Here is a 24,416-nt window from a genome sequence, read left to right as displayed (position 1 = left end):
TATGTGCCGCCCACCAGGCGTGGGCGCGTGGACTTCCAATGCGGACGGGGAAACGAGCCGGCCGATACCCACCTTAGTAGAGGGGCGACCACTTCACGCGCCGACCAATGAGAGCAAGCTTAACAGGTTCGGCGTGTCGACGATCCTACTTAGATGTGCCAGTGTTTGCCCTTATGAGAGAAGATTCAGAAAATCAGGCCATTTCCGGCGCGTGACAAGCTCAACCGGCATAGATGGAGCGAGGAATAGAATGTTCGGGATAAACGACCGCATCCGAAAGCACAGTGAGACACACGGCCCCATCCAGGTCGCGGTCATCGGCACCGGCGCCATGGGCGGCGCTCTTGTTGATCAGCTCACCATGGCACGGGGGATGCAGGCTGAGGTCGTAGTAGATGTTGATCTTGGCCGTGCCGCCGAAGTGCTGGGCGCCGCCGGCTTCATGGAGAACCAGATCACACGCTGCGTATCGGTTGAAGAAGCGGATGCGGCGCTGGCTGCCGGTCACAAGGTGATTACGACGAAGGCGGAAATCGCCTGGAGTCTGCCACAGATTGATTGCGTCGTGGAGGCAACCGGCAATCCGACATTCTTCGCCGATGTCGCGCTGGCCACGATCGCGGCCAAGAAGCACCTTGTCACCTTCAACGTTGAAGGTGATGTGCTAGTCGGGAACATCCTCAAGAAGAAAGCGGACGATGCGGGTGTCGTCTATACTGGCATCCACGGCGATGAACCGGGCGTGGTGAAGGCGCTGTATGATGAAGCTGATGCGCTTGGCTTCGAAATTCTCGCGGCTGGACGGCATGACTACGGCGGCGGCGACGTCAAATGGAATAAGGAAAATGTGGGCGCCTATCTCAAAAACGTGAGCGCGGGCGCCGTGCAGCGCAATGCAGCCCTCTTCGCCTCGTTCGTCGACGGCTCTAAGACGAACGAAGAATGCTGCATGATCGCAAACGCGACCGGGCTCGAGCCCGATATCCGCGGAATGCATGGACCGGCAGTCACCTTTAACGAGTTCGCGCAGCGTGTTCCCCAGCTCCTCGACAGCCGCGAAAATGGCGGCATCCTAAGTCGCACCGGTGTGGTCGAACGTATCGTCCCGGCGGAAGGTGCCCACGTCCAGCCTGTCTGGTGCTTCGTCGTAGTGCGAATTCGGAATGAACTGCAGCGGGTGTTTATGAATTCTATGTCCGGCCTCGGCAACCTGGTGGACGATAGGAGTCCCCTCGGTAGCGCAGCAGGCGTCCAACTACTCACTTCGCCGAAGGGAAAGTCGACGGTCGGCATCTTCTACACGCCTTATCATTACGTGGCGATCCAGGCGCCGATCTCAATTGCCATGGCAGTCGTCGATCGGCAGGTGACCATCGCACCGCTGACAAGCGGCAAGCGCTACGCCGACGTCATGGCGCTGACGAAAAAGGACCTCCTCCAAGGTGAGGTCATCGACGAGATTGGAGGCCTTTGCGTCGCGGGGCGTGTGGAAAAGGCGCGCATTGTGAGTGAAGGCAATTTTCTTCCCTTCGCCCTGGCGCGAGATGCCACAATGAAACGAGCCGTCTCGAAAGGAGAATACCTCACCTATGACGATGTAGTGCTCGGTCCCGCGAATGACCGCCTCGTGGCACTCCGCCGTGAACAGGACATCCTGTTTCCACCAGCCTGAACGGAACGAAGATGAGGAGTGGACTCTGGCGCAAGATGCGGCTCGCCGCGTCGCCGAGCACACCACCCCCGAAGCAGCCAGCCGCGAGGCCGTTGAGTTGTGACCTGAGGCGCGGTCAGTCCACATAGGCTTACTGTGCAGCAGACACCAGCCGTCCCTCCCTCAACACGCGGGAAGGGGTTTTTCGCGTTTTGATTACTTGTCCCCGCTCGCAACCGAGCGATGCTCGTGAATGCAGCGGCGGCGACGCGGGGTTCTCGACCGGGATGCCATTAGCCGAAGAAAAGCGTCCTGTCCGGCGGGTGCCCACAGGCACAGCCATGAGCCGTCTCACCGAAGATGTTCTTGAACACGTGTGGGGCACTCGCCGGAATGTTGATGGCCGAGGGTGCTCGTAAGTTTGCGTCTCCCCTCGGAAGGCGAACTCCAGCTCGTTGCCCAGCAGCGTGGATATCTCCTCAAAATTATGACGGTGCGGCGGCGGCCCGCTGCCGTCGGGCACCAGCATGTCGATCAGCCAAAAGCGCCTCGCAGTCTGCGCTCCGATATGAGGATGTAGGTGTCGCCCACGACCGCCATGTGACGCAGTTGAGGATCGTCAGGGGCGGCAGCCGTAAGGCTGCGATTGGGATCGCGGCTGCGGTCGTCTGGTGCGATCGCGCGATTCGGTTGAGGTGCCAAGCTTGAGACGGGGGCGTCTTACGGCTGACCGCTGCCTCCCGCCGCGCCATAGACTTGTCCGGTCGCAAAACTGGCATCCGCGGCCGCCAACTGGACATAGATCGAGCCCAGCTCCGCTGGCTGACCGGGACGACCAAGTGGCGTCATGCTTCCGAACTTTTCGAGCTTCTCCTGTGACGCACCGCCCGTCACCTGAAGCGCCGTCCAAATGGGCCCGGGTGCCACGCCGTTTACACGAATACCCTTCGGGCCAAGCTGCTTGGCTAGAGATTTAACAAAATTCATCGTCGCCGCCTTTGTCTGCGCGTAGTCGTAAAGATCGGGCGTGGGATCGTACGCTTGTTCCGACGTCGTCGCGATAATGGCAGAGCCGGGCGGCATGTGATGCAGCGCCGCCTTGATAATCCAGAATGGCGCGTAGATGTTTGTCTTAATCGTCCAGTCGAACTGCTCGGTCGAAATGTCCAAGATGGAGTTGTGTGCCTGCTGACGGCCGGCATTGCTCACCAAGATATCCAAACCGCCGAGCCCGGCGACTGCATCCGTGACAAGCTTCTGGCAGAAGGCCTCGTCGCGAATATCTCCGGGAATTGCAACCGCGACCCGACCTTCTGCCTTGATGAGCGCGATGACTTCGCGGGCATCGGGTTCTTCGGCAGGAAGGTAATTTATTGCCACATCAACACCTTCGCGCGCGTAGGCAACAGCAGCAGCGCGGCCCATCCCGGAATCACCTCCGGTAATGAGCGCCTTGCGTCCAGCGAGCCGACCTGATCCCCGATAGCTCTGCTCGCCATGGTTAGGGCGGGGCTCCATTTTGCTGACCAAACCCGGCCAGGCTTGCAACTGCTTCTTAAAAGGCGGTCGTGGGTATTTGTGGGTCGGGTCTTGCAACGGCCGCGACGGCGAGGGCGGTGACGATGTCTGTTGGCCGAGAGCCGGCCGCACCGCCGCCGCGACAGCAGCCAGTCCGATGCCAGCTCCACCGACCACGTTGCGCCGCGAAATCGCCTTTTCGTCGCTAATTGCCATGAGGCAGCCTCCCGAAATGGAGCAGCGGTATCCGCGGACTTGCATGCTCCCGCTGCGATATGGAGCCTGGCGTTCGAGTTTCGAGGAAAACCTGGAGTTGCCAAGAGAACGTGTGAGCGGGTGGCCCCGCCTGGTGTGCCTCTTCACCTTCGCGCCTTAACGCGTTGCCATCCCGACATTTGGCTGGTGATCCGGTAACGCCCTCGCCACCTCGGAAAGACGTTAGGGTCTCCGACTCTCCGATCTCGCGGATTGAGTAAGACGAGCAAATCGCGAGCTGAAGTTGCGGTTTCGTGACAGCGCCTAGCGCAAAGTTCAAGTCAAACCGCCCCAGCTGCCGGAACGGCGATGAGCGAGCCACTCAATGAGCCAGGACCGGAAGCGCGCTTCCTCAGCCTGCGCGCAGGCATTTGGGATGTCACGGAAACAGTTTGGCCCGCTCCTCATGCCGCTCCAGTTATAAGCACTGGCTTGGTCGGCGAACGTGTGATGATCGGCACGTTGATTCAGGAGTTCATCCGTCTGCCGGGGGATACTACCCACTCGGCCGTCAAACGAACCGACCTGCTCTGCTACAACCGACTAGATGGCCGCTGGGACTATGTGTCCTTCGACAGAAGGGATCCGGTCGGTTTTATGCCGGCCTGGAGCCTGGACCGGCAACCTCGACCGGATCGCATTAAGCTTCGCACCCATAGCCGTCGTCGGCGGCACAATATCGACCGGCCAGTTTCTACGGATGCGGCAGGAACTCGCTACGCAAGGCCCCGATCACGACACAAACGAGCAGTATTTCACGATGGCGGACGGCACCGGCACGGAGTGGCTCAATCACCGATATGACTATGTCCGTCGCGTCTGAATGGCACGCGATTATCGCGACGTGAAATGCGAACTACAGTTTCGACGCAGGGAGCATCTTGAGGTGACGCTTCAGCGCTCAGTCCAGTTGGCGGCGCTAAATAAGGGTGGGATCAGTGGCCGGGGTAGCCGAACAAGTCGAACGTCGGCAGGAGCGAAGTGAGTTTGGCGTAGAAGCCTGGATGCAGGCCGCCCGGAATTTGCTCACCAGCCGCCTTTGAGCTGCTCGGCCGTCGTCCGCTTCGCGGGATCGACGGGATCGGTGAGAGCCGATTGAAAGAGCACCTCCACGACTTGCCCGAACGTCTCGCTCGCGATGTGTGTCGTCGTCGAGGCCTCGCTGTGCGTTGTTGAAGCTCCCTCTGACTAGCGCAATGCGTTTTCGGCTCAAACGACTTTCGATTGAGCAGGTCATTGGGATCGACCGCCTCCAGCAATGCTGCGTGGGCGGACACGCGGCTATCCAATGCCCGAAACAAGGTTGAACGATAGATCGTCAAATCCTCGCCGACCGCGAGGTCAGCGAAAAGCGTGGACGGCGCGGTCGGCCGAGGACCATACGTGAAGACGAGCCTTGCCTCGCTACAGTTCGGATCAAGATCGACGATGCAAACACTCAGCGGGCTGAGATCTGGAGCATCGACGTCAAAGGTGATGTCGATCGTTACCTTGATGGAGGGAAGGAGGGAAGGAAGGGGTGCGACGATGTCTGGCGCAACAGCTCCCCCTGAAGTCCGGACCGCGGAAGGCGGGCCGCGCTACGGACAAGGTATACGCTAGGGATGTCCGCTTGCAGACACTTGTCCGCTGCAAGCGTCGACAGATACCTTCCGAGCGTCAGTCGCGCGGTATTGACAGCCCCGCGAGAAGCGGCGCGTAGGCGGCGAGCCTGCTGGACACGAACTCCGTGAAGAGTCGCACGCGCTTCGTCTTGCGTGTCTCCCCCTGTGTGAGAAGCCAAACCGTTCCGTACATGTGCAGATCGGTGCCCGGCACCCTCACCAGTAGGGGATCGGCATCGCCAATGAAGCACGGCAGTGTCGTCATCCCGAGCCCTTGCCTTACTGCAGCGATTTGTGCCTCAGCATCCGTGGTCCTGAATGGGACCCCTGTGGTGCGAACCTCGCCCTCGCTGGCCCAGTCCGGAATTCCATGCATGCTGATGACGATCCACCGGATGGAATCCGGTGCGCTTGCCCGCCACGCGGCGAGTCGATCGCGAGACATGTAGACGCCGCCGAGCAGCTCCGGTCCCTTCAGGCCGTGAAGATTGAGCGGCAGGGTTTTGCGGTCGTAAACGACGCGGATCGCGACATCGGCCTCTCGGTTGGTCAGATTTGCCAGCTCACCTGACGACAAGATTTCCATTTCGATGTCCGGATGCAGACGCGCGAAATCGGCGAAGTCCGGCATCAGCAGGTGTGTCGCAAGGGGCGGCGTTAGCGTCACCCGCAGAAGCCCGCGCACGCTCTGGTCGCGCCCGAAGACGCGCGTCTCCAGCTGGTGCGACGACGCTTCCATCTGGATGGCGAGCTCAAGGACCTCCTCGCCCGCAGCCGTCAGGCGGTATCCTGAAGGTAGCTTTTCGAACATCTGCGCCCCAAGGCGTTCCTCGAGCTGGGCGATGCGTCGCAGCACGGTCGAGTGGTTGACACCCAGGCGCCCGGCGGCAGCCCGCACTGAGCCTCCGCGCGCCGCGGCAAGAAAGTAGCGAACGTCATCCCAGTCGATCATGGTGCATTCTCGCGCCGCCAGCTGCGCCCTCCGAGCCCGTTCTACCACATCGAGCCGCAGCGCGCGCAATTGCCGCGCCGTTCAACCATCCCGCCGGATCGATTTCGCACCACCGATGTGCGCGATTCCGCACTCATCGCCAGCTTCCGGCAAGCTATGTTGAGGCCCTCGGGAGACATCACCCCTCCGTCGAAAACCCGAGATAGCGAAACGAAGGATGCACGACATGACCCGATTGAGTGGAAAAACCGCTGTCATCACGGGCGGAGCCACCGGCATCGGCCTCGCCGCAGCAAAGCGCTTCATCGAGGAGGGCGCTTTCGTCTTCATCTTCGGCCGTCGACAAGAAGCGCTCGACGCCGCCGTCGCAGAACTCGGACCCAATGCCCGTGCCGTAATGGGCTCGGTGTCCGATCTGGCCGACCTCGACCGGCTTTACACCGCGGTCAAGGCCGAGCGCGGGACCCTCGACATCGTCTTCGCGAACGCCGGGGCGGGAAGCGTGGCCAAGCTTGGCGAGATCACCGCCGAGCACATTGACGAAACCTTCGACACCAATGTGAAGGGCACGATCTTCACGGTCCAGAAGGCGCTGCCGCTGATGGGCAAGGGCGGTTCGATCATCTTGACCGGTTCGAGCGCCGGCACCACCGGCGCCCCCGGAATGACCGCCTACAGCGCGAGCAAGGCGGCTGTGCGCAACCTCGCGCGCACCTGGGCGGAGGACCTAAAGGGCACTGGCATTCGGGTGAACGTGCTGTCCCCCGGGGCGACGGCGACCGAACTCGCGAAGGCGGCGCTCGGCGAGGAGGGCCAGAAGGCCTACGCCGCGATGACGCCGCTCCAGCGCATGGCCGATCCGGCGGAAATCGGGGCCGTGGCCGCCTTTCTCGCATCATCGGACAGCAGCTTCATGACCGCCAGCGAGGTCGCCGTTGACGGCGGCCTGGCGCAACTCTGACCCCGGCGCGGTTCCCATGCCGGGCCCACGTAGCACCAGGGGAACAGTATTATGAAAACACTCGAAGGCAAGATCGCAGTCATCACGGGCGGAAGCAGCGGGATTGGGTTGGCCACAGCCAAACGTTTCGTGGGCGAAGGTGCGCACGTCGTGATCACGGGTCGACGAGAGAAGGAGCTGAAGGAAGCCGCAACTTTCACCGAGAGAAACGTTACGACGGTCGTGGGCGACGTGTCGCGCTTGGAAGATTTGGACCGCCTTTATGCCGTCGTGAAAGAGAAGCACGGCCACATCGACATTCTCTTCGCGAACGCGGGCGCGGGCACAATCGGACCGCTCGCGGTAGCTACTGAGGCCCATTTTGATCAGACCTTCGATGTGAACGTGAAGGGTCTGTTCTTTACGGTGCAGAAGGCCCTTCCCCTCTTCAAGGACGGCGGTTCGATTATCCTGAACTCTTCGGTGTCGAATGTGTTGGGCCTGCCAGGATTCAGTGCCTACGCCGCGAGTAAGGCGGCTGTCCGTAGCTTTGCGCGCGCTTGGACACTGGAGCTGAAAGATCGCAAAATCCGCGTGAATGCGATGAGCCCCGGTCCAACCGAGACCCCTGCCTTGGAGACAACGACGGGCCTTACCCCTGAGCAAGCCGAGCAAGCGGCCGCCCAGTTTGCGTCACAGGTCCCAATGGGTCGACGGGGCAGGCCAGAGGAAATCGCGGCTGCCGTCACGTTCCTTGCCTCCGATGAAAGCTCTTACATCACCGGCGTGGATCTGGCCGTCGATGGAGGCATGGCGCAGGTCTGATCCGGCGCTAACACAAGATCGGAGAGGCATTATGAGCTACGCGATTATCGGCTTTGGTAAGATCGGTCGCGCTCTTGCCAAGGCGTTTGCCCGCAACGGCATCGAAGTGTCCGTCGCAACCACACGCGACCCGGAAAGCTTCGCGTCCGATGCGGCCGCGATCGGACCCACGGTCATTCCCCAAACACTGGCGGAAGCGGTCAAGGCGGACATCATCTTTTTGGCTGTCCGTTTCGAGGCGCACCCGGATGTCGCGAAGGCGCTCCCCACCTGGCAGGGGAAGACAATCATCGACGTAACCAATGCCTACGGCGTGCCGCCCGAGGAACTGGGAGGACAGCCTTCTTCCAAGTTCATCGCGCAGGCCTTTACTGGCGCAAGACTGGTCAAGGGATTCAATCATCTGGCCGCGGCCGTCCTCGACCAAGATCCGGCCGCACATGGGGGCAGGAGAGTCGTGTTCCTGGCGAGCGACGATAACGCTGCCGCGGCGGAGATTGGTGCGCTTGCGGAAAATCTCGGTTTCGCGCCGATCGAACTTGGCGGGCTTTCGGAAGGCGGACTGCTTGTGCAGGCGCGCGGAAATAGTTGGGGTCGGCTGATCTTTAAGGACCTGGTCAAAGTCGACGGATGAAGACGACGTGCGCACCGGCAGGGCCACGATGCAGGGATCGAATCGAGCGCGATCCGATCCAAACGAAGTGGAGGCATTCCCATGAGCATTGAGAAGAACATCCAGACCGTGAAGGACTTCTTCGCCGCACTCGGCCGTGGCGACAGGGAGGCGCTGCTGGCGCTGGTCGCCGAAGACATCGAGTGGATCATTCCGGGCGAGGCCTGGCCGCTGGCCGGAACGTATCGCGGGCACGCAGGGCTGGCGAATTTGCTTGGGACAGCGTCCAAGTCGATAGAAACGTCCACGGAACCCCGGGAGTTCGTAGCGCAAGGAGACCGGGTCCTGGTCATCGGCTTCGCGAGGGGAAAGATCAAAGCCACGAACAAGACGTTCGAGGACGACTGGATCTTCGCCATCACGGTCCGGGACGGCAGACTGACGAGCATTCGGGAATATGTCGACACCCAGGCATTGGCGCGGGCGGCCGAGGTAGATGCGTCCGGGCCGGCGTAGCGCTGGCCATCTGCGGCCATCGACTCAGGGTCGACGGTGAATGAGCCGCGGATCGCGCCCCCGCACGCTGCGCCTTCTTCAAATGCCGACTTGTAATGGAGATCTTGATGTACGACCAATCCAAACAATCTGAGTTGATCCGGTTCTCGCGCGTCGATGCGGGCTCCACTGTCATTGACGTTTACCCGGGCGACGGCAACTGGACCCGCCTCTTCTCCGACATCGTGGGGCTCGGAGGTTGGGTCTACAGCTTCGTGCCGGCCGAAGTCGCCCATTTCAAGAACGATCCGGTCGGCAGCATGCGGACGCTTGCGAAGGAGCCGGGCCGAGAGAACGTCGTGGTTGTCTCAGCGGACATCGTGGCGATGCCGGAGGTCACACAGCCGGCGGACGTCCTTTGGCTGCACCTCTTCTACCACGATCTCCACACCGCGCTGATCCAGGCCAGAGGCGCGACGGCGGCCGACTTCAATCGAGCTGTCTACAAGCTGCTGAAGCCCGGCGGGTACTATGTCATCGTAGACCATGCCGCCGCCGCAGGCTCAGGCACGAGCGACACCCAGTCTCTGCATCGGATCGACCCTGCGGCCGTCCGCGATGAGGTGGAGGCGGCCGGCTTCGTGCTGGATGCACAAAGCACCTTGCTCGTGAACAAGGATGATTCGCACTCGATCAAGGTTTTTGAACCCGGGATCAAGGGCGAGACCGATCGCCTCGCCTATCGGTTCGTGAAGCCCTGACAGGTCTCGGGCACTCCCAAGCGATTTCAGGAGTTCGGCTTTCTACGGCCGCATCTTCGACCACGAGCTGGTGTCGGCCGTGTAGCGAAAGGTCGAGCCGACCAGCTTGGAGAAGATTGCCGCAGGGCACGTAAACAACATATTAACACGCGAGAAGCTCTGTTGGACTAACCCGCTGCGCGGGAGTCGCGTGGTCGCGCGCGATAGGTTGAGCAATCCGGCGTAGTCTTCCGCGAGGCCGGTAATCGTTCGTTGTTCATCTGACTGCCCCGTTTGCAGGACCGTGGCACGCCACACCTGCATAGGAGCAATCGATGACCCCGCTTCGCCAACGCATGACCGAGGACATGAAGCTTCGCGGCTTCTCGCGACATACGCAACGTGCCTACGTCCAATACGTCGCCATATTCGCACAATACTTCCACAAATCGCCAGAACTCCTCGGGCCTGCCAAGATCCGAGCCTTTCAACTCTATCTGACCCAGGAGCCGCACCTATCGCCCAGTTCGATGGCCGTCGCGGTCACGGCGCTGCGGTTCCTCTACAAACCACCCTCAAGCGCGACTGGACCGTCGGTTCCAGGTCCTATTCAACCTGCTTCACTGTCTTTGTTGGCCTGACGGTCGTGTGACTGGCACTTAGGACAGTTGCGATTGCGACAAGAGTTGTAGGCGATGCGTTGATGACCGCAGCCGTCGCAGCGCTCGACATGCCCGCCGAGGGCTGCGGTGCGGCACAGCCCGATCGCTCGCATCGCGTGGCGCTGCACGGTGGAAAGCGACGCGCCTTGAATGGGCATTCTCCTACCCGGCCCAGCGATCAGTCTGAGCCATACCCCTCGGCATCGAACTCGAGGCTGGGCACGGACTGATTGCTCAGCCATGCGCCGACTGCCCACCGCAGTCATGAGATTTTGCCACCCTAATGTGAGGTTTTTCACTGCTGCCGAGGTATCAACCGAGGTACATACCTTGGCAGGCTTGGCCAGAGTCACATCAGCCAGTCGAGCAGATTGGAGCTCAGTCGCCGTGATTTTTTATTCCGCCTTGCGCGATCCAAACACCGGTTCTCGTGGCCGAGTTCGCCTTCCGATCGATGAGCCTGGTTTGCCCCAGACCGCAACGGGTCTCTTAGCGAGTGCGCCCCCTTATGCTTGTCTGAAAGGCGCTCGGAAGACTTCGCCGGCCCGAAGTTGGCCCTTACCGGAAACAGCCCGCGCAAACATTTTGGAGTTAGGTTTCTCGACTATCAGCGAGGTTTAGGCTGGGAGGATCGCCCAAGCATCGGCGGCACCCCCTTCACCAGCAACTAGGTCACGGCGATCAACATGGCGATGCGCCACCAGATGCGCGAGTCCTGGGGAAGATTCTGGCAGCTGCTATTTGCGCCTGATCAGCAATCGGGCGATCATTCATCAGAATCGGTGGCGGCCTCAGTGGAGACACGTATGCCAGCCCAAAAAGTAGTGATGCCCCGACGCGTCAGGTTGCTGCCGGCCATCCTCGCATTCGCAGTCTGCGGCATCGCTACGTCGGCACGGGCGAATTGGGCGTTCACTCATTGGGGCATGACGCCCGAGGAGGTCGTAGCAGCGTCGGGGGGCGCCGCACACGTCCTGCCGCCGAACGAGCGAACACGCTATGACGAATTACACTGGGAGCTGAGCGTCAAGGGCCATTACCGCGAAGGCCCCCTGGCGTATCAGATGGGCTTCATGTTCGACACCGAGACCCACCGCCTGAAGTGCGTTCTGTACAATGCAACGGGCGACGATGTGCGGCCGCTGACTGAGAACCTTATCGCGAAGCTGGGGAAGCCACAGAAGGACAGCGACTTCGGGTCGGTTCGGGACATGACCTGGACTCACGGCGATGAGGTTGAGCTGGCGATCAACCAGCAGCCGGCTGCCGCGGTAACCTACTGCGCGCCGGATTGAATCCCCCGCTCGCCGTCTTGTTCGCGCTTTGTTATTTCGCGATGGGGGAGGGCGATCCATGAACGACCAGGTCAGGCTCATCCCCTCGGACCTTCAGCCAGTTGATGACGCGGAACTCACCCGGCTCGTTCAGACAAGGCTCGAAAGCATGGGCCGGCGGTCGGTGCATCCGGCTGACAGGATCGCTGCGGCCCATCTCGCCGCGGAGGTCGTGCGCGCCATCCAGGGAGCGAACTACGTCATCCTCCAGGGACATCGCGCTGCTTGCGAATAGCGGCCGGTGCACCCGCCCGAATTCAGCCTCGTGCACCTCCTCTCGGATTGGCCCGAATGCTTCATCGAGGCGCGCAATGCCCGGTCTTTAAGCGGAGCACCGTGGCGTCGATTAAGCTTCTCATGCAGTAGCGCGGTGATATGCCGATGATGGAGGCCGTGAAGTAAGCGTCAGCCAACGGCCGCGGGATGGGGTGTTTGAGCAAATCTGCCCCAGGTCTATGATTTCCATTGCCAGGGCAGCAGATCGTCGATTTTGTGGATAGGATAGTCGGCGATTCTTCGGTCGAGGTTCAGATTCGGCGCACGGGAAACACGGTGCGCGGGCCGCCGCGTCGCTGGGGAGGGGCGGGTGAATGACGGGCTCTTACGGCAATCCCCGAGGATCAGTCGCGGCGTCCTCCTCCACCTCGCGCTTCGCCCTCAGACGCGCCTTGGAGGCCGCGCCGGCGCGTCGGTTCGCGTCTTCTGCGTTGCTTACGTGCTCCCTCTATCGCTGCCAACTCCTCGGGCGTCAGCACGACGGCTTCGTCACCCGGGCTCGGTGCGCCATGCCGAGGCTTCCAGTTGCGCATGTTGTCAAACGAATCAGAGAACTAACCCCGGGGCGAACTGAAGAATTGACCCCCACTCATTGTGCACTGATTTCGGCGGTATCGAGCGCAGATCCCGCCTTCTGCAGAAGGCCGGATCTGCGCTTCTCGCGAAGGCGATAGCTGTCTCCCAGGATAGTAATCACATCGGCATTGCCATCGTGCCGGAAAAAGCGTTCACGCAGCCAGTCGCCTTGCCCATCGAATGCCGATCGCCGCTCAGGCTTATGGAACGTGATAATGCCGCAGCCCGAAGGTAACGCCGCACCGTACTCCGTGCGCAGCCAAACTCGCTCGACAATCGTTTGGCTCCCCACCCAAGCCCATGGAGCTGCATCATCGCCGTGCCCTCTTCAGGCTGAAGCATCTCCTCTCCCTGCATTGTCCTCGCCAATGCAGGAAATTCTGGAACCCCACTCTCCATCTGTTCTTCCTTCTAAATCTCGAGGAGGTCAGTTCTCCAATTCGTCAGGGGGTCGCATTCTCACTTCGTCTGACGGAAACCTCACGTCATACGCGACTGATGTCGTCGGCCATCGATCAACCTCCTGGGCCAGGTCAGATAAAAAAGCCGGGACCGATGTCCCCAATGGACCACTGGCTCTTCTACCAAGCCGTCGGCATTCACGCCGATGACGTGACGACCGGCGGCTGGGTCTACGTCGGTGCCGCCGAAGTGCCGTCGGCAAAGAACGAAACGGATTAGCCTGCACTCAAGCCCCCTCGTTTCGAGAGCAGAAACGGACCGAACCGTTGTGGTGATGAACGGCTACGCTTTCCGTTTCGTCCTGCTCGGGACCGGCTGGGCTTCGGGCTCGGCCGCCTTACTCTTGCCACCCGTTATCGGCAGCTTGAGACCCGTCTGACGACGATCCGGCTCTTTACGCACCTTCGTTGGTTTCGGCTGTTCGTCCACGGTGTTCGCCTGCGCGAGGCTTCTCTTGAGCGCCGCCACAAGGTCAATGACATTTCCGCGTTCAATGGGCCTTTCCGGCTCCGTTACCAGTCCGCCACCCGCCAATTTCGCGTCTATCAGGGCCCGGAGCCGGATCTCGTAATGGTCTTCGAGATCGGCGGGATCGTATTTGCCGGACTGCCGCTGGATCAGCTGCGTGGCAAGATCGACCATCTCAGGATCGGTCTTGAGCTGCGCGGCCTTTTCGAAGAGGTCATCCGAGCTGTTGAGATCGCGGTCTTCGTAAAGTGTGTGGGCCATCAAGCCTATGCCTATCGGGCGCAAGGCGATTGTCCGCTCCCTCTGAGAGATGACGACGCGCGTCAGCGCTGTTTTGCCGGTCTTCGCAATCGCTTCACGGAGAACCGCGTAAACGTCCTCACCGGCCTTGCCGTCGGGCGCCAGGAAGTAGCTGGCGTCATAATACATTGGATCGATAGACCCTGCATCAACGAACTTCTCCACCGACATGATGGAGGAGCTTTCGACTTTCACGCTCTCAAAATCTTCGTCGCTCAGGATGAGATACCTGTTCTTGTCGAACTCGTATCCCTTGACGGTCTTGCCGCGTTCCAGCGGCTCGCCGGTCACGCTATCCTGCGTGACGGTTTTGATGCGGTTGCCGGTGTCGGGGTTGATCATATTGAAGCGGATCGCAGCCCGGTCGTGCCTCGCGTTATAGAGGGCGACGGGACAGGAAACGAGCGCGAGGCGCAGATGCCCGCGCCAGATGGGTCGTGATGCCATAGTCAAGCCACCGGAAAGTTTCTAGTGCCCTAAGGATGCGGTGGTGAGCGCTGCCAGGTAAGAGTGTATTTACGGCCGCGCTCATCCAGGATCACAGAAGATGGTCGCATCATCTTGCGAATCCGCAGATGCGACGAGACGGTCGATCTCGCGATGTCACTACACAACTTCGTGAGGTGCAGCAGCTTGCTCAGAGCAGAGAAACTTTCTCAGCTTCACAAAACGCCGATAAGGGAAGAATAAGACTCTATTCACAATTTCCGGGCCAGCCGCATCCTCCTCTCCAGTTCGCGTAACACGAAGTATAGGGCAGGGTCAGCATAGACCCTGAAACGCATGGATGGGTCTCCGATATTGTGTGCCCCGCCGCGACTGGCGCTGGGACCATCTAAGGATCGTGTTGCTCCAGCCCGCGGCGGGGCATATTCATCGACGCAAGGCTAGTTATTCGCGAACTTGAACCGCTGTCGCATTGTTGAAATGCGTGGCGACGGCCCTCTTGAACAATCAAAAGGGGCTCAAGTGTCTGTGCGGCTCGCGTGAGGGCCCCTGCTGGAGTAGTCGATCGAGATTTTAGGCTTGGCCATAGCAAATGAGCTCCTCATTCCACCAACGACGAGATTCCCCCACAACTCTGGAATCGAAAATGACCTTCAGCGAAGCATCCCAAACTCGCGGCTTTTCGGTGCCATGCAGTAGAGCTCGCGTATCTTGGTCTTCAGCAGCTTTCCCGTAGCCGTGTGAGGTAGCTCCGGCGCGAAAACAACACTATCCGGGATACGCCATCGTGGTACCCGCCCGGAAAAATGCGACAGAATTTCCTCTTCTGTCGTCGCGGCGTCCGGCCTTGCGACGACGACCAGTAACGGACGCTCACCCCAGTGCGCATCCGGACGGGCAACGCAGGCCGCCTCCTGCACAGCCGGGTGAGACAGGGCAATATTCTCAAGTTCGATTGAGCTGATCCACTCGCCACCGGATTTGATGACATCTTTGCTGCGATCGACCACCTGAAAGTATCCGTCCGCATCCATGGTCACCACGTCTCCGGTCGATAACCAGCCCGGTCCGGCGTGGGAGGAATTGGGCTCGTCGCCATAATAGCTGGATGCCACCCATGGCCCGCGAACCTGCATATCGCCAAAGGCGGTTCCGTTACAGGCAATCTCGGCACCTGTGGCGTCCATGACGCGGAACTGCATGGGAAACACTGGGCGGCCCTGCTTGGCCGCAAAGCGGGCTTCCTCCTCCGGCGCCTTGGGCGGCATGCCGGCTTTCGGTGTATTGGTCAAACCAACCGGGCTGGTCTCAGTCATTCCCCAAACATGCAACGGCGTTACACCAAGGTTGCGAAAACGCTCGTGCATGACCGGAGGACAGGTCGACCCGCCAATGGCTACTCGTTCGAGCGGCTCAAGACTGAGCCCATTTTTCATGACCCAATCCAGCAGAGCCATCCAAACGGTCGGGACGCCTGCGGTGAACGTGACGCGCTCTGCCGAAATCAGTCCGTGAAGGCTCGCACCGTCGAGCTTTGACCCTGGCAGAACCAGCTTGGCTCCGACTATGGCAGCCGCATAGGGTAGTCCCCAGGCGTTGACGTGGAACATCGGCACGGCGGGCATGATCACCGATCGAGCCGACAATGCGAATGCATCCGGCGTGCAGGCCATCATGGCGTGCAGCACGATCGACCGGTGGCTGTAGAGCACGCCTTTAGGGTAGCCCGTGGTTCCGGAGGTGTAGCACAAGGCGGCTGCAGTGTTTTCGTCCAGCACTGGCCAGCTGAAGCTGTCGGACTCTGCCTCCAGTAGGTCCTCGTAGCAAAGCATCGAGAACGAGCCGAGCGACTTGGCGGGCATTTGCAAGGCATCCGTCATGACGACGACCGTCTCGAGCTGGGTCAGGCGGGTTGCGACAAGCGCGATTAACGGCAGGAAATCCAGGTCGGTGAACAGGACCCGGTCGCTGGCATGATTCACGATGAATTCGATCTGGTCGGGGAACAGCCGCGGATTGATCGTGTGGCAGACCAGGCCGGCGCTGGCGGCGCCATAGTAGACTTCCAGGTGCCGGTAGCCGTTCCAGGCGAGCGTGCCGACCCGTTCACCGGCTTTGATGCCCAGACGTGACAAGGCGTTCGCCAAACGGGCGCAACGCCGGCCGAGATCGGCGTAGGTTGTCCGGTGGATCGTGCCATCCAAGCTGCGTGAAACTACCTCCGCCTGCCCATGATACTGCGCTGCGTGAAGGAGGATCGACGAGACCGAGAGCGGGACATCCATCATCATGGCTCGCATCGGATTCCCATTTCCTTCTGATTATTTGGGTCGTTTGACACGCCGGATTTAGAACTCGTCCTGGGTCATAGCCATAAGCGACGCTGCCCCCGCGGCTACCGACGCATCCAGTGCGAGGGTCTGCGGTAGGAGCCGTGCCATGAAGAATCGGGCTACGCTGAGCTTGCTGCGATGATGGTCTTCCATTGCCGCACCGCGGGTCAAGGCGAAGAGCGCCATGCGCGTCCACATCCAGCCGAGCGCCACCAGCGCCATGAAGCGGAGGTAATCCACCGATGCGGCGCCGGCTTCCGCTGGATCTCGCCGCATGCGGTTGACAAGCCTTACGGTTGCCGCTTCTAGCCGGTCCAGCGCCGCGGCGAGCGGGAGCGTGAACTCGGTAGCGCCGGGTATGCCGGCTCCGTCGGTGATAGTCGCTCGCACCAGGGCGAAGAAGTGGCCTGGCAGCGCGCCATCCTCCAGGACGAGCTTCCGGCCGACCAGGTCCAGCGCCTGTACGCCATTGGTGCCCTCATAGATTTGCGCGATACGAGCGTCACGGACGAGCTGCTCCATACCCCATTCGCATATGTAGCCATGGCCGCCCAGTACTTGCTGGCCCAGCACCGCGCTCTCGAATCCCATGTCGGTGAAGGCTGCCTTGATCACGGGCGTGAGCAACGCCGCCAGTCCATCCGCCGCCGAACGCACCGATGTGTCGGGATGCAGCGCAGCCTTGTCCATCTCCAACGCCAGCCACACGGCTAGCGCCCTGCCGCCTTCTGTAAAGGCCCTGATCGTCAGCAACATGCGGCGTACGTCGGGGTGGACTAGGATGGAAGCGGGTGGTTGGTCCGTCTGCCACTCCGGGCGCACGGCCCTGCAGGCGCTCGCGGGCATACGCGCTGGCGCCCTGATACGCCGCCTCCGCAATCCCCAGGCCCTGGATGCCGACGAATAGCCGTTCCGCGTTCATCATCGTGAACATGGCCTGCAGTCCACGATGTGGTTGGCCAACCAGCCAGCCAGTCGCGCCGTCGTAGTTCATCACGTAGGTTGGCGAGGCCTTGATGCCCATCTTGTGCTCGAGAGAACCGGTGGTCACGCTATTGCGCAGCCCAACCGGTGCATCCTTACCTGGAAGGTATTTCGGGACCAGGAATAGGCTGATTCCCTTGATGCCCGGTGGTGCATCCGGCAGACGTGCCAGCACGAGGTGGATAATGTTCTCCGCCATGTCGTGATCGGCCGCGGTAATGAACATTTTGGTGCCAGTCACACGGTAGCTGCCATCCGCCGCCGCCTCGGCCTTGCTGCGGAGCAGGCCAAGGTCAGTGCCGGCGTGGGCTTCCGTAAGCGCCATGGCTCCGGTCCATTCACCGCTGACCATACGAGGCAGATAGACGGCCTGTAGATCTGCCGGCGTGGGCAGAAATTGCCTTCACCGCGGCACAGGTTAGGCTCGTGACAAGCCCAAAAGAGAAATTCGCCGATGAGAGCATCTCGTCGAAGAGTACTTGCAGCGCTCGCGGCAGTCCTTGGCCACCGTGGTTTGCGTCATGCGACAATCCGGCCCACCCACTGGCAACGAAGGCGGCATAAGCCTCGGGGAAACCTTTCGGCGTGCGCACTACGCCGTTGTCCAGCGTACAGCCTTCCTGATCACCAAGCCGGTTGAGCGGGAAGACTATCTCCGAGCAAAACCGGGCAGCCTCCCGCAGCACCTCTCCCATAAGCGGCAGAGATGCGTCGGCATGACCGGGTAGCTCGGACAGCACGCTCTCGACACTGAGCAACTCGCCCAGCACGTAGAGCATGTCGGTGACGGGAGCAGAATAGGCAGGCATCGTCAGCTCTCTCGGCCGGTTAATTAGTCTGGACGCTCCACGAGATGATGATCCGTCTCAGAGACACCTCGTGGGGGCAAGACGTTGGTCCGTCTTGCCCAATAGTCGCGCCGCGGGTATCGCGGCTTGAGCCAGCAACCGAGATCCTGCGTGAGATCACCGAGGAAGGTCGACTTGTTATTAGACGGCTTCGTCCGATGCAGCTTGCTGAACAGGCCAAATCGACGGATGGTCGACGGCGGATCGAGAACTGCGTCGCGAGCGTGAGCTGCGAAGCAATATGACTGCTATTGACTCGAAGAGGCTCAAGTGATTGGGGCATTGGTTCTCGGTGTTTGGGAGCTTCGAGGGTCTTAAACGGTCTCGTTGCGGACACTCAAGGCGACAGGAAAGCGTGCACGACAGCAGCTCCCAAGATGGCGACGGAGACCACTGCGAAGCAGAACACTGCGGCAATTGTCATGCGGAGCCAAATGGGTTCCTTTCCGTCGTCCATCGCTCCCTCCCGAAAGCGGCTGACAGCTAATTCTCTGCCTCGAATTCGTCCTCCGACAAATCTTGAATGAAACGCGCACAGATGGCGACGCTCGGGTCCTGATTGGCCGCAGCCGGTACTGGCAGCATTACGGGATGGTGTTCGACATAGAGGACAACGAGGACCCCCGGGGTTCCGCGGATGTCGCCAACCTTGATGCGATCCCCAGGAACAGGCAGCGTCTCGAAACGAAACGCCCCGAAATTCGAGTCTTCTTCCTCCGAGTGAACAACAGCGTCGATCACATTGTGGGCCCGCCCAACGGCATGATAGTCGGAAAGAAAAGCCCGGCGCGCTGCTGAAGCGGTCGGTATCAACTCGCTTTTCAAGATAACCATGCTTACGCCGCGCCGGTTGATGTCAATGTTTTTCTGCAACCGTGGCTCTACTGGGACGCCAACCTTGTCGGCGCAGTCGCAATCTAACTACTCTGGGTTGTATAACGCACGGAAAGCGGGAAAGTGGGACTTGGCCGCCCCCGGGCGCCTTCAGGGCCTTGCCGCTGCCTTGGTGAGAAGGAACCACTTCGCTCGCTCGCCAAGGTCGCCGCGCTTCCACAGCGTCAATCAACCGTCCGAGGGCGGCAGATGTGGCGTCTGTTCAAAATCGATGGTCCAGTCGAACTCAAACCTCATGGGCGGGTTAGCAGTTTGAAGCTGTCGAGTCCCGGGTCTTCGACAAAGCGAGTAGCGTCATGCCATCGCTCAACAAGGAGGCCGAGATGCACGGCCACCAAATGTCGGATGGCCTCCCAATCATTCGCCGGCGTCCTTCTGCATGCTTCGCTGAGCTCTAAAGCTCATCATACATTAGGAGGACCGGCAACACCCGATCGACCGTGGGAGAACGCTCTCCTCGGACATCAAGGCGTGCCGTGCACGGTTCGTGAGCTCACTGGACGCCTGCAAGTTCGCATTGGTTGAGGCCAGTCCTCTGAATCTGGCGAGTGCAGAGATCGCGGACTGTTCGCCAGTCGAGCCCAAGCTCGAGGCGTCGGGACGGTTCCCCCGTTTCAAGATTTGCGCTGGTGGTTTCTCGAACCTCGCTGTGTCGTCGTAAGGCTGGCGACGGCCAATTGCGAGCATCGGCGGCTCAGGGGAGAAATGCCAACCCGATGTCAAATACTCTCCGGCGGAATAAATCTGAAATCGATCATTTTAGATTAAAGGTAACGTCGTCTAAATAGGGGATGCATTCTGGGGTGACGCCGGAGTGCGTCATCCTACACAGTGACAACAAATTATCCTCTGCTTTATCAAAGACTCCAAATGTTGGCTTAAATGAATCTCCTTCGACAAAGGCTTAAAGACTGTTGTCCTTTCCAGAGAAGTCAAATGGGCGCACCACATACTGATGGTCTTGGAGGATTGTCTGCGGAACCCAGTGTTCGGAGTGAAGTTGGTAAAGAAACCCCACTGTTTGTTCCGGAGTGCACAGGAAAGACGGAGTCTGCGCTGCCGCGCGTCCCGCGACCAACGAAAGACAAAACGTGATACTCACCAGAGTGCACTTGATTAAAGTCCGCTCCTTCGACGGTTCGAACAGTAGGTGGGTTAGTTCGATCTCCTCGAGTCAAATAGATGGGAAATACCCTCCGTACGTCAGTATGTCATTGTCGGACATCTTCGCCTTGCCCAACGCGACATCCATGGCCCGGAACGAGCGGGACGTGGTTACGGTCGAAGCGCCGAATCAGATTACACATCATAGGTCGCTCCGGTTCCTGCGTAACGAAGGCGATCCGATCGGCCGCCGAATTTTTGCATGATTTCTCGACGCAGCACGGTGCAGGCTGAGGCGGCAACCCCGTCGGAATGTGCTATAAGGGGTCTCGGGGTGCCGAGGCCCGTTATTTCGGAGGGCCCGATGGACGTTCAGGGTCGGAAGCTTGCCGTCAATGATGTGATTGCCGATTTCGCGCAGCGAGACGTTGAGTACTACTTCGGGGCATTCAGTCGCCCTGCGGCCACAAGCGTTCGCTGTCCTGCGCTACTTGGCTGAGCATGCCAGCCGGCTCGTCACCAAGGACGAACTTATGGATGCGTTGTGGGCCGGCCGCATCGTAACCGATGACAACCTTGTGCAGTGCGTGCACGAAATCCGCCGTGCATTCCAGGATACCGACCGCCTGGTGTTAAAAACCGCGCCGAAACGCGGCTACTGGCTGGTGCTACCCGCCGCCGCCGCCCAGCAGCGAGCTTCGGGGGAGCCTGGGCGGCCCGGGTGCGGCCATGGCTCGACCAAGGCGGGTGCAGCGAGCGCCTCTGACGGCGGAAACCTCGGCGGGCGCGTCAGGGTCTCCATCGCCGTGCTGCCATTCGTCAACATGTCTTCGGATCGCGAGCAAGAGTATTTCTCAGATGGGATCACCGAGGACGTCATAACTGATCTATCACGCTGGCAATTGCTGGCGGTTGCCTCGAGCAAGGCCACCTTCCGCTTCAAGGGTCATCGCGTTGACATCCAGGCGGTGGGGCGCGAGCTTGGCGTGCGTTACCTGGCAGAGGGCAGTGTCCGCCGGCTCGGAGAGCGCGTCAGGATCACGGCTCAGTTGATCGACGCCAGGCTGGCCATCACGTCTGGGCCGAACGCTACGATCGTCCGATGCGAGATCTCTTCGCCCTGCAGGACGAACTGGTTCGAACAATTGCGGGAACCCTGGTCGGCCGGGTGTATGTGAGCACGGCAGAACATTTGCGTCGTAGGCCACCGTCCAGTCCGGCCGCTTACGACCTTAAGATGCGGGCCAACTGGCTGGTATGGGACCAACCCTTGGCACGGGCCGAAGCTAAGCGCGCCCTTGAGCAGGCGATCGAACTCGACTCCGGATACGGACTCCCTCACAGCCTATTGGCGATGATCCTGCAACGCGAGTTTAGCCGGGCGCTCGCATGGCCGCCGGAAGTCCTTGATCGCGCGTTCGCACTGGCGAAGCGAGAGGTCGAACTCTCTGATGGTGAAGGCACGAGCCACGCGGCGCTGGGCCATCTGTACCTGGAAAGACGTTGCTTCGATACGGCGCTGCGCCATATGGAGCGCGCCAATGAGATTAATCCGGCCAACCCGGCGAGCAAGGCCGATCTCGGTATACTCCTTACCCGGATAGGCCGCGCGGAAGAGGGGCTTGAGTCCATGCGCGATGCCCGGCGCATTGACCCGTATTTCGGGCCTTCTTGGCAATCACGTCGTTGTTTGCGCGTGGTTCTCGGAAAACATCGGAATACCCGTTCCAGGTTCGGCCGATGTGGTGCTGGGCTAAGTCGCTGCTAGATGTTGAACGGACCATGCAATGTGAATTGCACGCCCTGGCGATCGGGTGGCGCCACCTCTGTCTCGCGGTAGCCGTAATGCTGAAGAAGACGATCGATCGCTTTCTGGGCTTGCTGAAATGGATTCTGATCGATGACCAACGTCATTGTCCTATCTCGCAACATGCCGCGCGTCTCTGTTGTAAGCTCGTGGCCCACGAAGATCGGCACAGACTGCCCCGAAACCTCGTGCAATACCTTTCGGATGGCTTCATGGGCGGCCCCCGCATTGTAGATCCCGACTATATCCGGATGCCGGCGAACTGCTTCCGAAAGCAGGCGGCCCGACAGCGCTACGCTGTCTTGTCCTTGGACGATGTCAGCGATGTGTATGCCAGGATTCTCCCTCTCCAGGATAGTCCGCAGGCCGCGGATCCGCTCGGAATGCGATTGGATCCGGAAGTTGTGACACAGAACAAGGATCGGGCCCTGCTGCCGGATCATCTGGCACAAGAAGAAGCCAGCCGTTTCGCCCGCCATGAAGTGGTCTATCCCGGCGTAAGCCAAACGCCTGGAGGACGGCAGATCCGAGATAACCGTGACGACTGCCACGCCCGCCGCAGTGACCGCGTTGACGGCCTCAACAACGATCTCGTCTTCGGGCGCGTAGATAACGACCGCGTTGCAGGTCGTGGCCTTCAGCCTAGCCGCGATATGAGCAGGCTCGTCATCCGCGAGCAATGTTCGTTGCACAATGATCGAACGGTCGAGGCTCCGGCCGATGTGTTCGAAGGCTTCAGCCATCCTAGCTATGAGGGGCAGCTCGCGCCGATTGAGCAGGACCTCGATGCGAAGTCCCATGTGATGTGACGGAGGCAAAATACGCTTCAGACCAAGCCGCCTGGCCGCCTTCAGCACGACCTGTGCGGTTTCCGAGCGGACACCGCCGCGTTCGTTAAGCACCCGGTCGACGGTAGCCACACCGACCTCAGCGAGAGCCGCCACATCCTCCATCGTCGCCCGCTTCCGGTCGAACTTGGCGTTCTCATGCCGCTTCATCAGCCGCGCCCCGCTGCCATGGCAATGATGGGAAACCACCACCATTTGCGTGGACGTCCATAGGCCAGAGCGATAGCGTTAGGCAACGGAAACAAATTGCCCTCAAAGGGCCTCCGCTTAAAATACGCGCGAATTGTTTCAAGGATTGGGAGGCATAATGGGCCACGCTCTCGCGGGACGATACAAGCTCGCCAGTCCGGTTGCGGAAACGGAAGACCTTCGTGACGGAGGGTTCGAGGCGCGTGTCGAGGAGGCATGGTTCTCGGCAAAGGTTGACCGCAAGGCCCTCAAGGCCCTGATGCGACGGTCCGACAAGGAATCCCTCCGGCATTTCGTAACGTGGCTGGGATTTCTCGCATTTTCGGGCACCGTCGCATTCCTCACCTGGGGCACGGTCTGGTGCGTGCCAGCATTCGCGCTCTACGGCGTGCTCTATGCAGCCTCCGACCATAGTGCCCACGAGCTGTCCCACGGCACGCCGTTCAAAACACGCTGGCTGAATGAGGCCCTGTACCACCTCTCTGCGTTCATGACGCTGCACGAGGGTGTTTACTGGCGCTGGAGCCACGCACGGCATCACACCGATACGCTGCAAGTTGGCAAAGACCCGGAGATCGCCGTTCCCCGGCCGCCAGACATAGCTGGCATGCTACTCGATGTCTTCTACATCAAAAGCGGCTTTACTCAGCTCCGTTACATTTTGAACCATGCGATGGGACGCTTGTCGGAGGATGGCAAGCATTTCGTGCCGGAGCTGGAGCGTGGCAAAGTCCTCTGGCTCTCGCGGCTCTATGTCGCCATCTTCCTGGCGGTAATCGTTCTTTGCATCGTCACCCACAGTATTCTGCCAGCGATGTTCGTGTTCCTGCCGCGATTTTATGGAGGATTTCTAGCGCAGCTTTTCAACATCACACAGCATGCTGGCCTGGCCGAGGATATTCGTGATCACCGCCTGAACACGAGGTCCTTCTACATGAACCCCGCTTTCCGCTTCCTGTACATGAACATGAACTATCATATCGAGCATCATATGTTTCCGATGGTGCCGTTCTACAATCTCCCGCAGCTGCATGAGATGATCAAAGACCAATGTCCGGTGACGTATTCCAGTCTCTGGACGACCTATCAGGAGATCATCCCGGCGGTTAGACGGCAGGTTAGCGATCCATCCTTTTTTGTCCTGCGTGCTCTCCCCGAGGAGGATCGCCCTTTGAACGTGGCAAATGACTCTGGGCGACATCTCGCCGCGTGATACTCGGGCCACGTAGCTTGAATCCGCTTCATGATGGTCAGTGGATAGGCAGCAGTGACGGCTGAATGATGTGCATAG

General features: G+C 60.2%; 20 protein-coding genes and 4 pseudogenes. 13 read left to right on the top strand and 11 right to left on the bottom strand.

What is annotated here, in order from left to right:
- Nucleotides 1-331: 331 nt before the first annotated feature.
- Complete coding sequence (locus GSQ83_RS14455) at nucleotides 332-1,672, top strand: hypothetical protein (protein ID WP_158803578.1); 1,341 nt, start codon at nucleotides 332-334, stop codon at nucleotides 1,670-1,672.
- Between the two features lie 699 nt (nucleotides 1,673-2,371).
- Here GSQ83_RS14455 and GSQ83_RS14450 read toward each other — a convergent pair.
- Nucleotides 2,372-3,385 (bottom strand): SDR family oxidoreductase, encoded by a 1,014-nt coding sequence (locus GSQ83_RS14450; RefSeq protein WP_158803577.1) that lies wholly within the window; start codon nucleotides 3,383-3,385, stop codon nucleotides 2,372-2,374.
- A 601-nt stretch (nucleotides 3,386-3,986) separates the two neighbouring features.
- Here GSQ83_RS14450 and GSQ83_RS14445 point away from each other — a divergent pair.
- Nucleotides 3,987-4,247, top strand: a complete 261-nt coding sequence (locus GSQ83_RS14445) for a hypothetical protein (RefSeq protein ID WP_158803576.1) — start codon at nucleotides 3,987-3,989, stop codon at nucleotides 4,245-4,247.
- Nucleotides 4,248-5,083: 836 nt separating this feature from the next.
- Here the strand turns inward: GSQ83_RS14445 and GSQ83_RS14440 are convergent.
- Nucleotides 5,084-5,980 carry a LysR family transcriptional regulator gene (locus GSQ83_RS14440; protein WP_158803722.1) on the bottom strand — a complete coding sequence of 299 codons (897 nt, stop codon included), beginning with the start codon at nucleotides 5,978-5,980 and terminating at the stop codon, nucleotides 5,084-5,086.
- Between the two features lie 226 nt (nucleotides 5,981-6,206).
- Between GSQ83_RS14440 and GSQ83_RS14435 the strand changes: the two genes are divergently transcribed.
- The 6 genes from GSQ83_RS14435 (at nucleotide 6,207) to GSQ83_RS14410 (ending at nucleotide 10,234) form a co-directional block, all read left to right on the top strand.
- Complete coding sequence (locus tag GSQ83_RS14435; protein WP_158803575.1) at nucleotides 6,207-6,941, top strand: SDR family NAD(P)-dependent oxidoreductase; 735 nt, start codon at nucleotides 6,207-6,209, stop codon at nucleotides 6,939-6,941.
- A gap of 51 nt (nucleotides 6,942-6,992) precedes the next feature.
- Nucleotides 6,993-7,745, top strand: coding sequence for an SDR family NAD(P)-dependent oxidoreductase (locus GSQ83_RS14430; RefSeq protein WP_158803574.1), 753 nt, complete (start codon nucleotides 6,993-6,995; stop codon nucleotides 7,743-7,745).
- A gap of 31 nt (nucleotides 7,746-7,776) precedes the next feature.
- A complete protein-coding gene (locus GSQ83_RS14425) occupies nucleotides 7,777-8,379 on the top strand; it encodes an NADPH-dependent F420 reductase (protein ID WP_158803573.1) in 603 nt (200 codons plus the stop codon).
- An 81-nt stretch (nucleotides 8,380-8,460) separates the two neighbouring features.
- Entirely contained in the window at nucleotides 8,461-8,874 is a 414-nt protein-coding gene (locus GSQ83_RS14420; RefSeq protein WP_158803572.1) for a nuclear transport factor 2 family protein, read from the top strand.
- Between the two features lie 107 nt (nucleotides 8,875-8,981).
- The gene (locus GSQ83_RS14415; protein ID WP_158803571.1) at nucleotides 8,982-9,614 is read left to right on the top strand and encodes a class I SAM-dependent methyltransferase; all 633 of its coding nucleotides are present in this window, start codon (nucleotides 8,982-8,984) and stop codon (nucleotides 9,612-9,614) included.
- Between the two features lie 314 nt (nucleotides 9,615-9,928).
- A complete protein-coding gene (locus GSQ83_RS14410; protein WP_158803570.1) occupies nucleotides 9,929-10,234 on the top strand; it encodes a site-specific integrase in 306 nt (101 codons plus the stop codon).
- Here GSQ83_RS14410 and GSQ83_RS14405 read toward each other — a convergent pair.
- Nucleotides 10,228-10,413, bottom strand: a pseudogene (locus tag GSQ83_RS14405) (transposase zinc-binding domain-containing protein); the annotation flags it as partial. The gene GSQ83_RS14410 and the pseudogene GSQ83_RS14405 sit on opposite strands and share 7 nt — an antisense overlap.
- Before the next feature lie 528 nt (nucleotides 10,414-10,941).
- On the opposite strand from GSQ83_RS14405, the gene GSQ83_RS14400 reads away from it, so the two are divergent.
- Nucleotides 10,942-11,550 carry a hypothetical protein gene (locus GSQ83_RS14400; protein WP_158803569.1) on the top strand — a complete coding sequence of 203 codons (609 nt, stop codon included), beginning with the start codon at nucleotides 10,942-10,944 and terminating at the stop codon, nucleotides 11,548-11,550.
- A gap of 58 nt (nucleotides 11,551-11,608) precedes the next feature.
- Nucleotides 11,609-11,824 carry a hypothetical protein gene (locus GSQ83_RS14395; RefSeq protein WP_158803568.1) on the top strand — a complete coding sequence of 72 codons (216 nt, stop codon included), beginning with the start codon at nucleotides 11,609-11,611 and terminating at the stop codon, nucleotides 11,822-11,824.
- Between the two features lie 732 nt (nucleotides 11,825-12,556).
- Here GSQ83_RS14395 and GSQ83_RS29640 read toward each other — a convergent pair.
- The 7 genes and pseudogenes from GSQ83_RS29640 to GSQ83_RS14370 all read right to left on the bottom strand — a co-directional run.
- Nucleotides 12,557-12,840 (bottom strand): annotated as a pseudogene (locus GSQ83_RS29640) (IS21 family transposase); the annotation flags it as partial.
- Between the two features lie 345 nt (nucleotides 12,841-13,185).
- A complete protein-coding gene (locus tag GSQ83_RS14385; protein ID WP_158803566.1) occupies nucleotides 13,186-14,118 on the bottom strand; it encodes a Ku protein in 933 nt (310 codons plus the stop codon).
- Between the two features lie 653 nt (nucleotides 14,119-14,771).
- Complete coding sequence (locus GSQ83_RS14380) at nucleotides 14,772-16,403, bottom strand: long-chain fatty acid--CoA ligase (RefSeq protein ID WP_371418026.1); 1,632 nt, start codon at nucleotides 16,401-16,403, stop codon at nucleotides 14,772-14,774.
- 63 nt (nucleotides 16,404-16,466) lie between these two features.
- On the bottom strand, nucleotides 16,467-17,207 hold the full coding sequence (locus tag GSQ83_RS31365; RefSeq protein WP_371418025.1) for an acyl-CoA dehydrogenase C-terminal domain-containing protein: 741 nt from the start codon (nucleotides 17,205-17,207) through the stop codon (nucleotides 16,467-16,469).
- 289 nt (nucleotides 17,208-17,496) lie between these two features.
- Nucleotides 17,497-17,760 (bottom strand): annotated as a pseudogene (locus GSQ83_RS31360) (acyl-CoA dehydrogenase family protein); the annotation flags it as partial.
- Nucleotides 17,761-17,773: 13 nt separating this feature from the next.
- Complete coding sequence (locus GSQ83_RS31355) at nucleotides 17,774-18,244, bottom strand: acyl-CoA dehydrogenase N-terminal domain-containing protein (RefSeq protein ID WP_371418021.1); 471 nt, start codon at nucleotides 18,242-18,244, stop codon at nucleotides 17,774-17,776.
- Nucleotides 18,245-18,766: 522 nt separating this feature from the next.
- The gene (locus GSQ83_RS14370) at nucleotides 18,767-19,156 is read right to left on the bottom strand and encodes a hypothetical protein (protein ID WP_158803564.1); all 390 of its coding nucleotides are present in this window, start codon (nucleotides 19,154-19,156) and stop codon (nucleotides 18,767-18,769) included.
- 1,529 nt (nucleotides 19,157-20,685) lie between these two features.
- Between GSQ83_RS14370 and GSQ83_RS31350 the strand changes: the two are divergent.
- Nucleotides 20,686-20,931: pseudogene (locus GSQ83_RS31350) on the top strand (transcriptional regulator); the annotation flags it as partial.
- Between the two features lie 452 nt (nucleotides 20,932-21,383).
- Nucleotides 21,384-22,049, top strand: coding sequence for a tetratricopeptide repeat protein (locus tag GSQ83_RS14360; RefSeq protein ID WP_174246665.1), 666 nt, complete (start codon nucleotides 21,384-21,386; stop codon nucleotides 22,047-22,049).
- Here the strand turns inward: GSQ83_RS14360 and GSQ83_RS14355 are convergent.
- Nucleotides 22,046-23,086 (bottom strand): LacI family DNA-binding transcriptional regulator, encoded by a 1,041-nt coding sequence (locus GSQ83_RS14355; protein WP_158803561.1) that lies wholly within the window; start codon nucleotides 23,084-23,086, stop codon nucleotides 22,046-22,048. The genes GSQ83_RS14360 and GSQ83_RS14355 overlap by 4 nt on opposite strands.
- 157 nt (nucleotides 23,087-23,243) lie before the next feature.
- Between GSQ83_RS14355 and GSQ83_RS14350 the strand changes: the two genes are divergently transcribed.
- Nucleotides 23,244-24,338: a fatty acid desaturase gene (locus GSQ83_RS14350; protein WP_158803560.1), complete on the top strand. Its 1,095-nt coding sequence runs from the start codon at nucleotides 23,244-23,246 to the stop codon at nucleotides 24,336-24,338.
- Nucleotides 24,339-24,416 lie beyond the last annotated feature (78 nt).

The sequence above is a fragment of the Acidisoma sp. L85 genome, from assembly GCF_009765865.1.
Lineage (GTDB): Bacteria > Pseudomonadota > Alphaproteobacteria > Acetobacterales > Acetobacteraceae > Acidisoma.
Note: the sequence above shows the minus strand (reverse complement) of the source record. Positions and strands in the feature narration are given on the sequence as shown.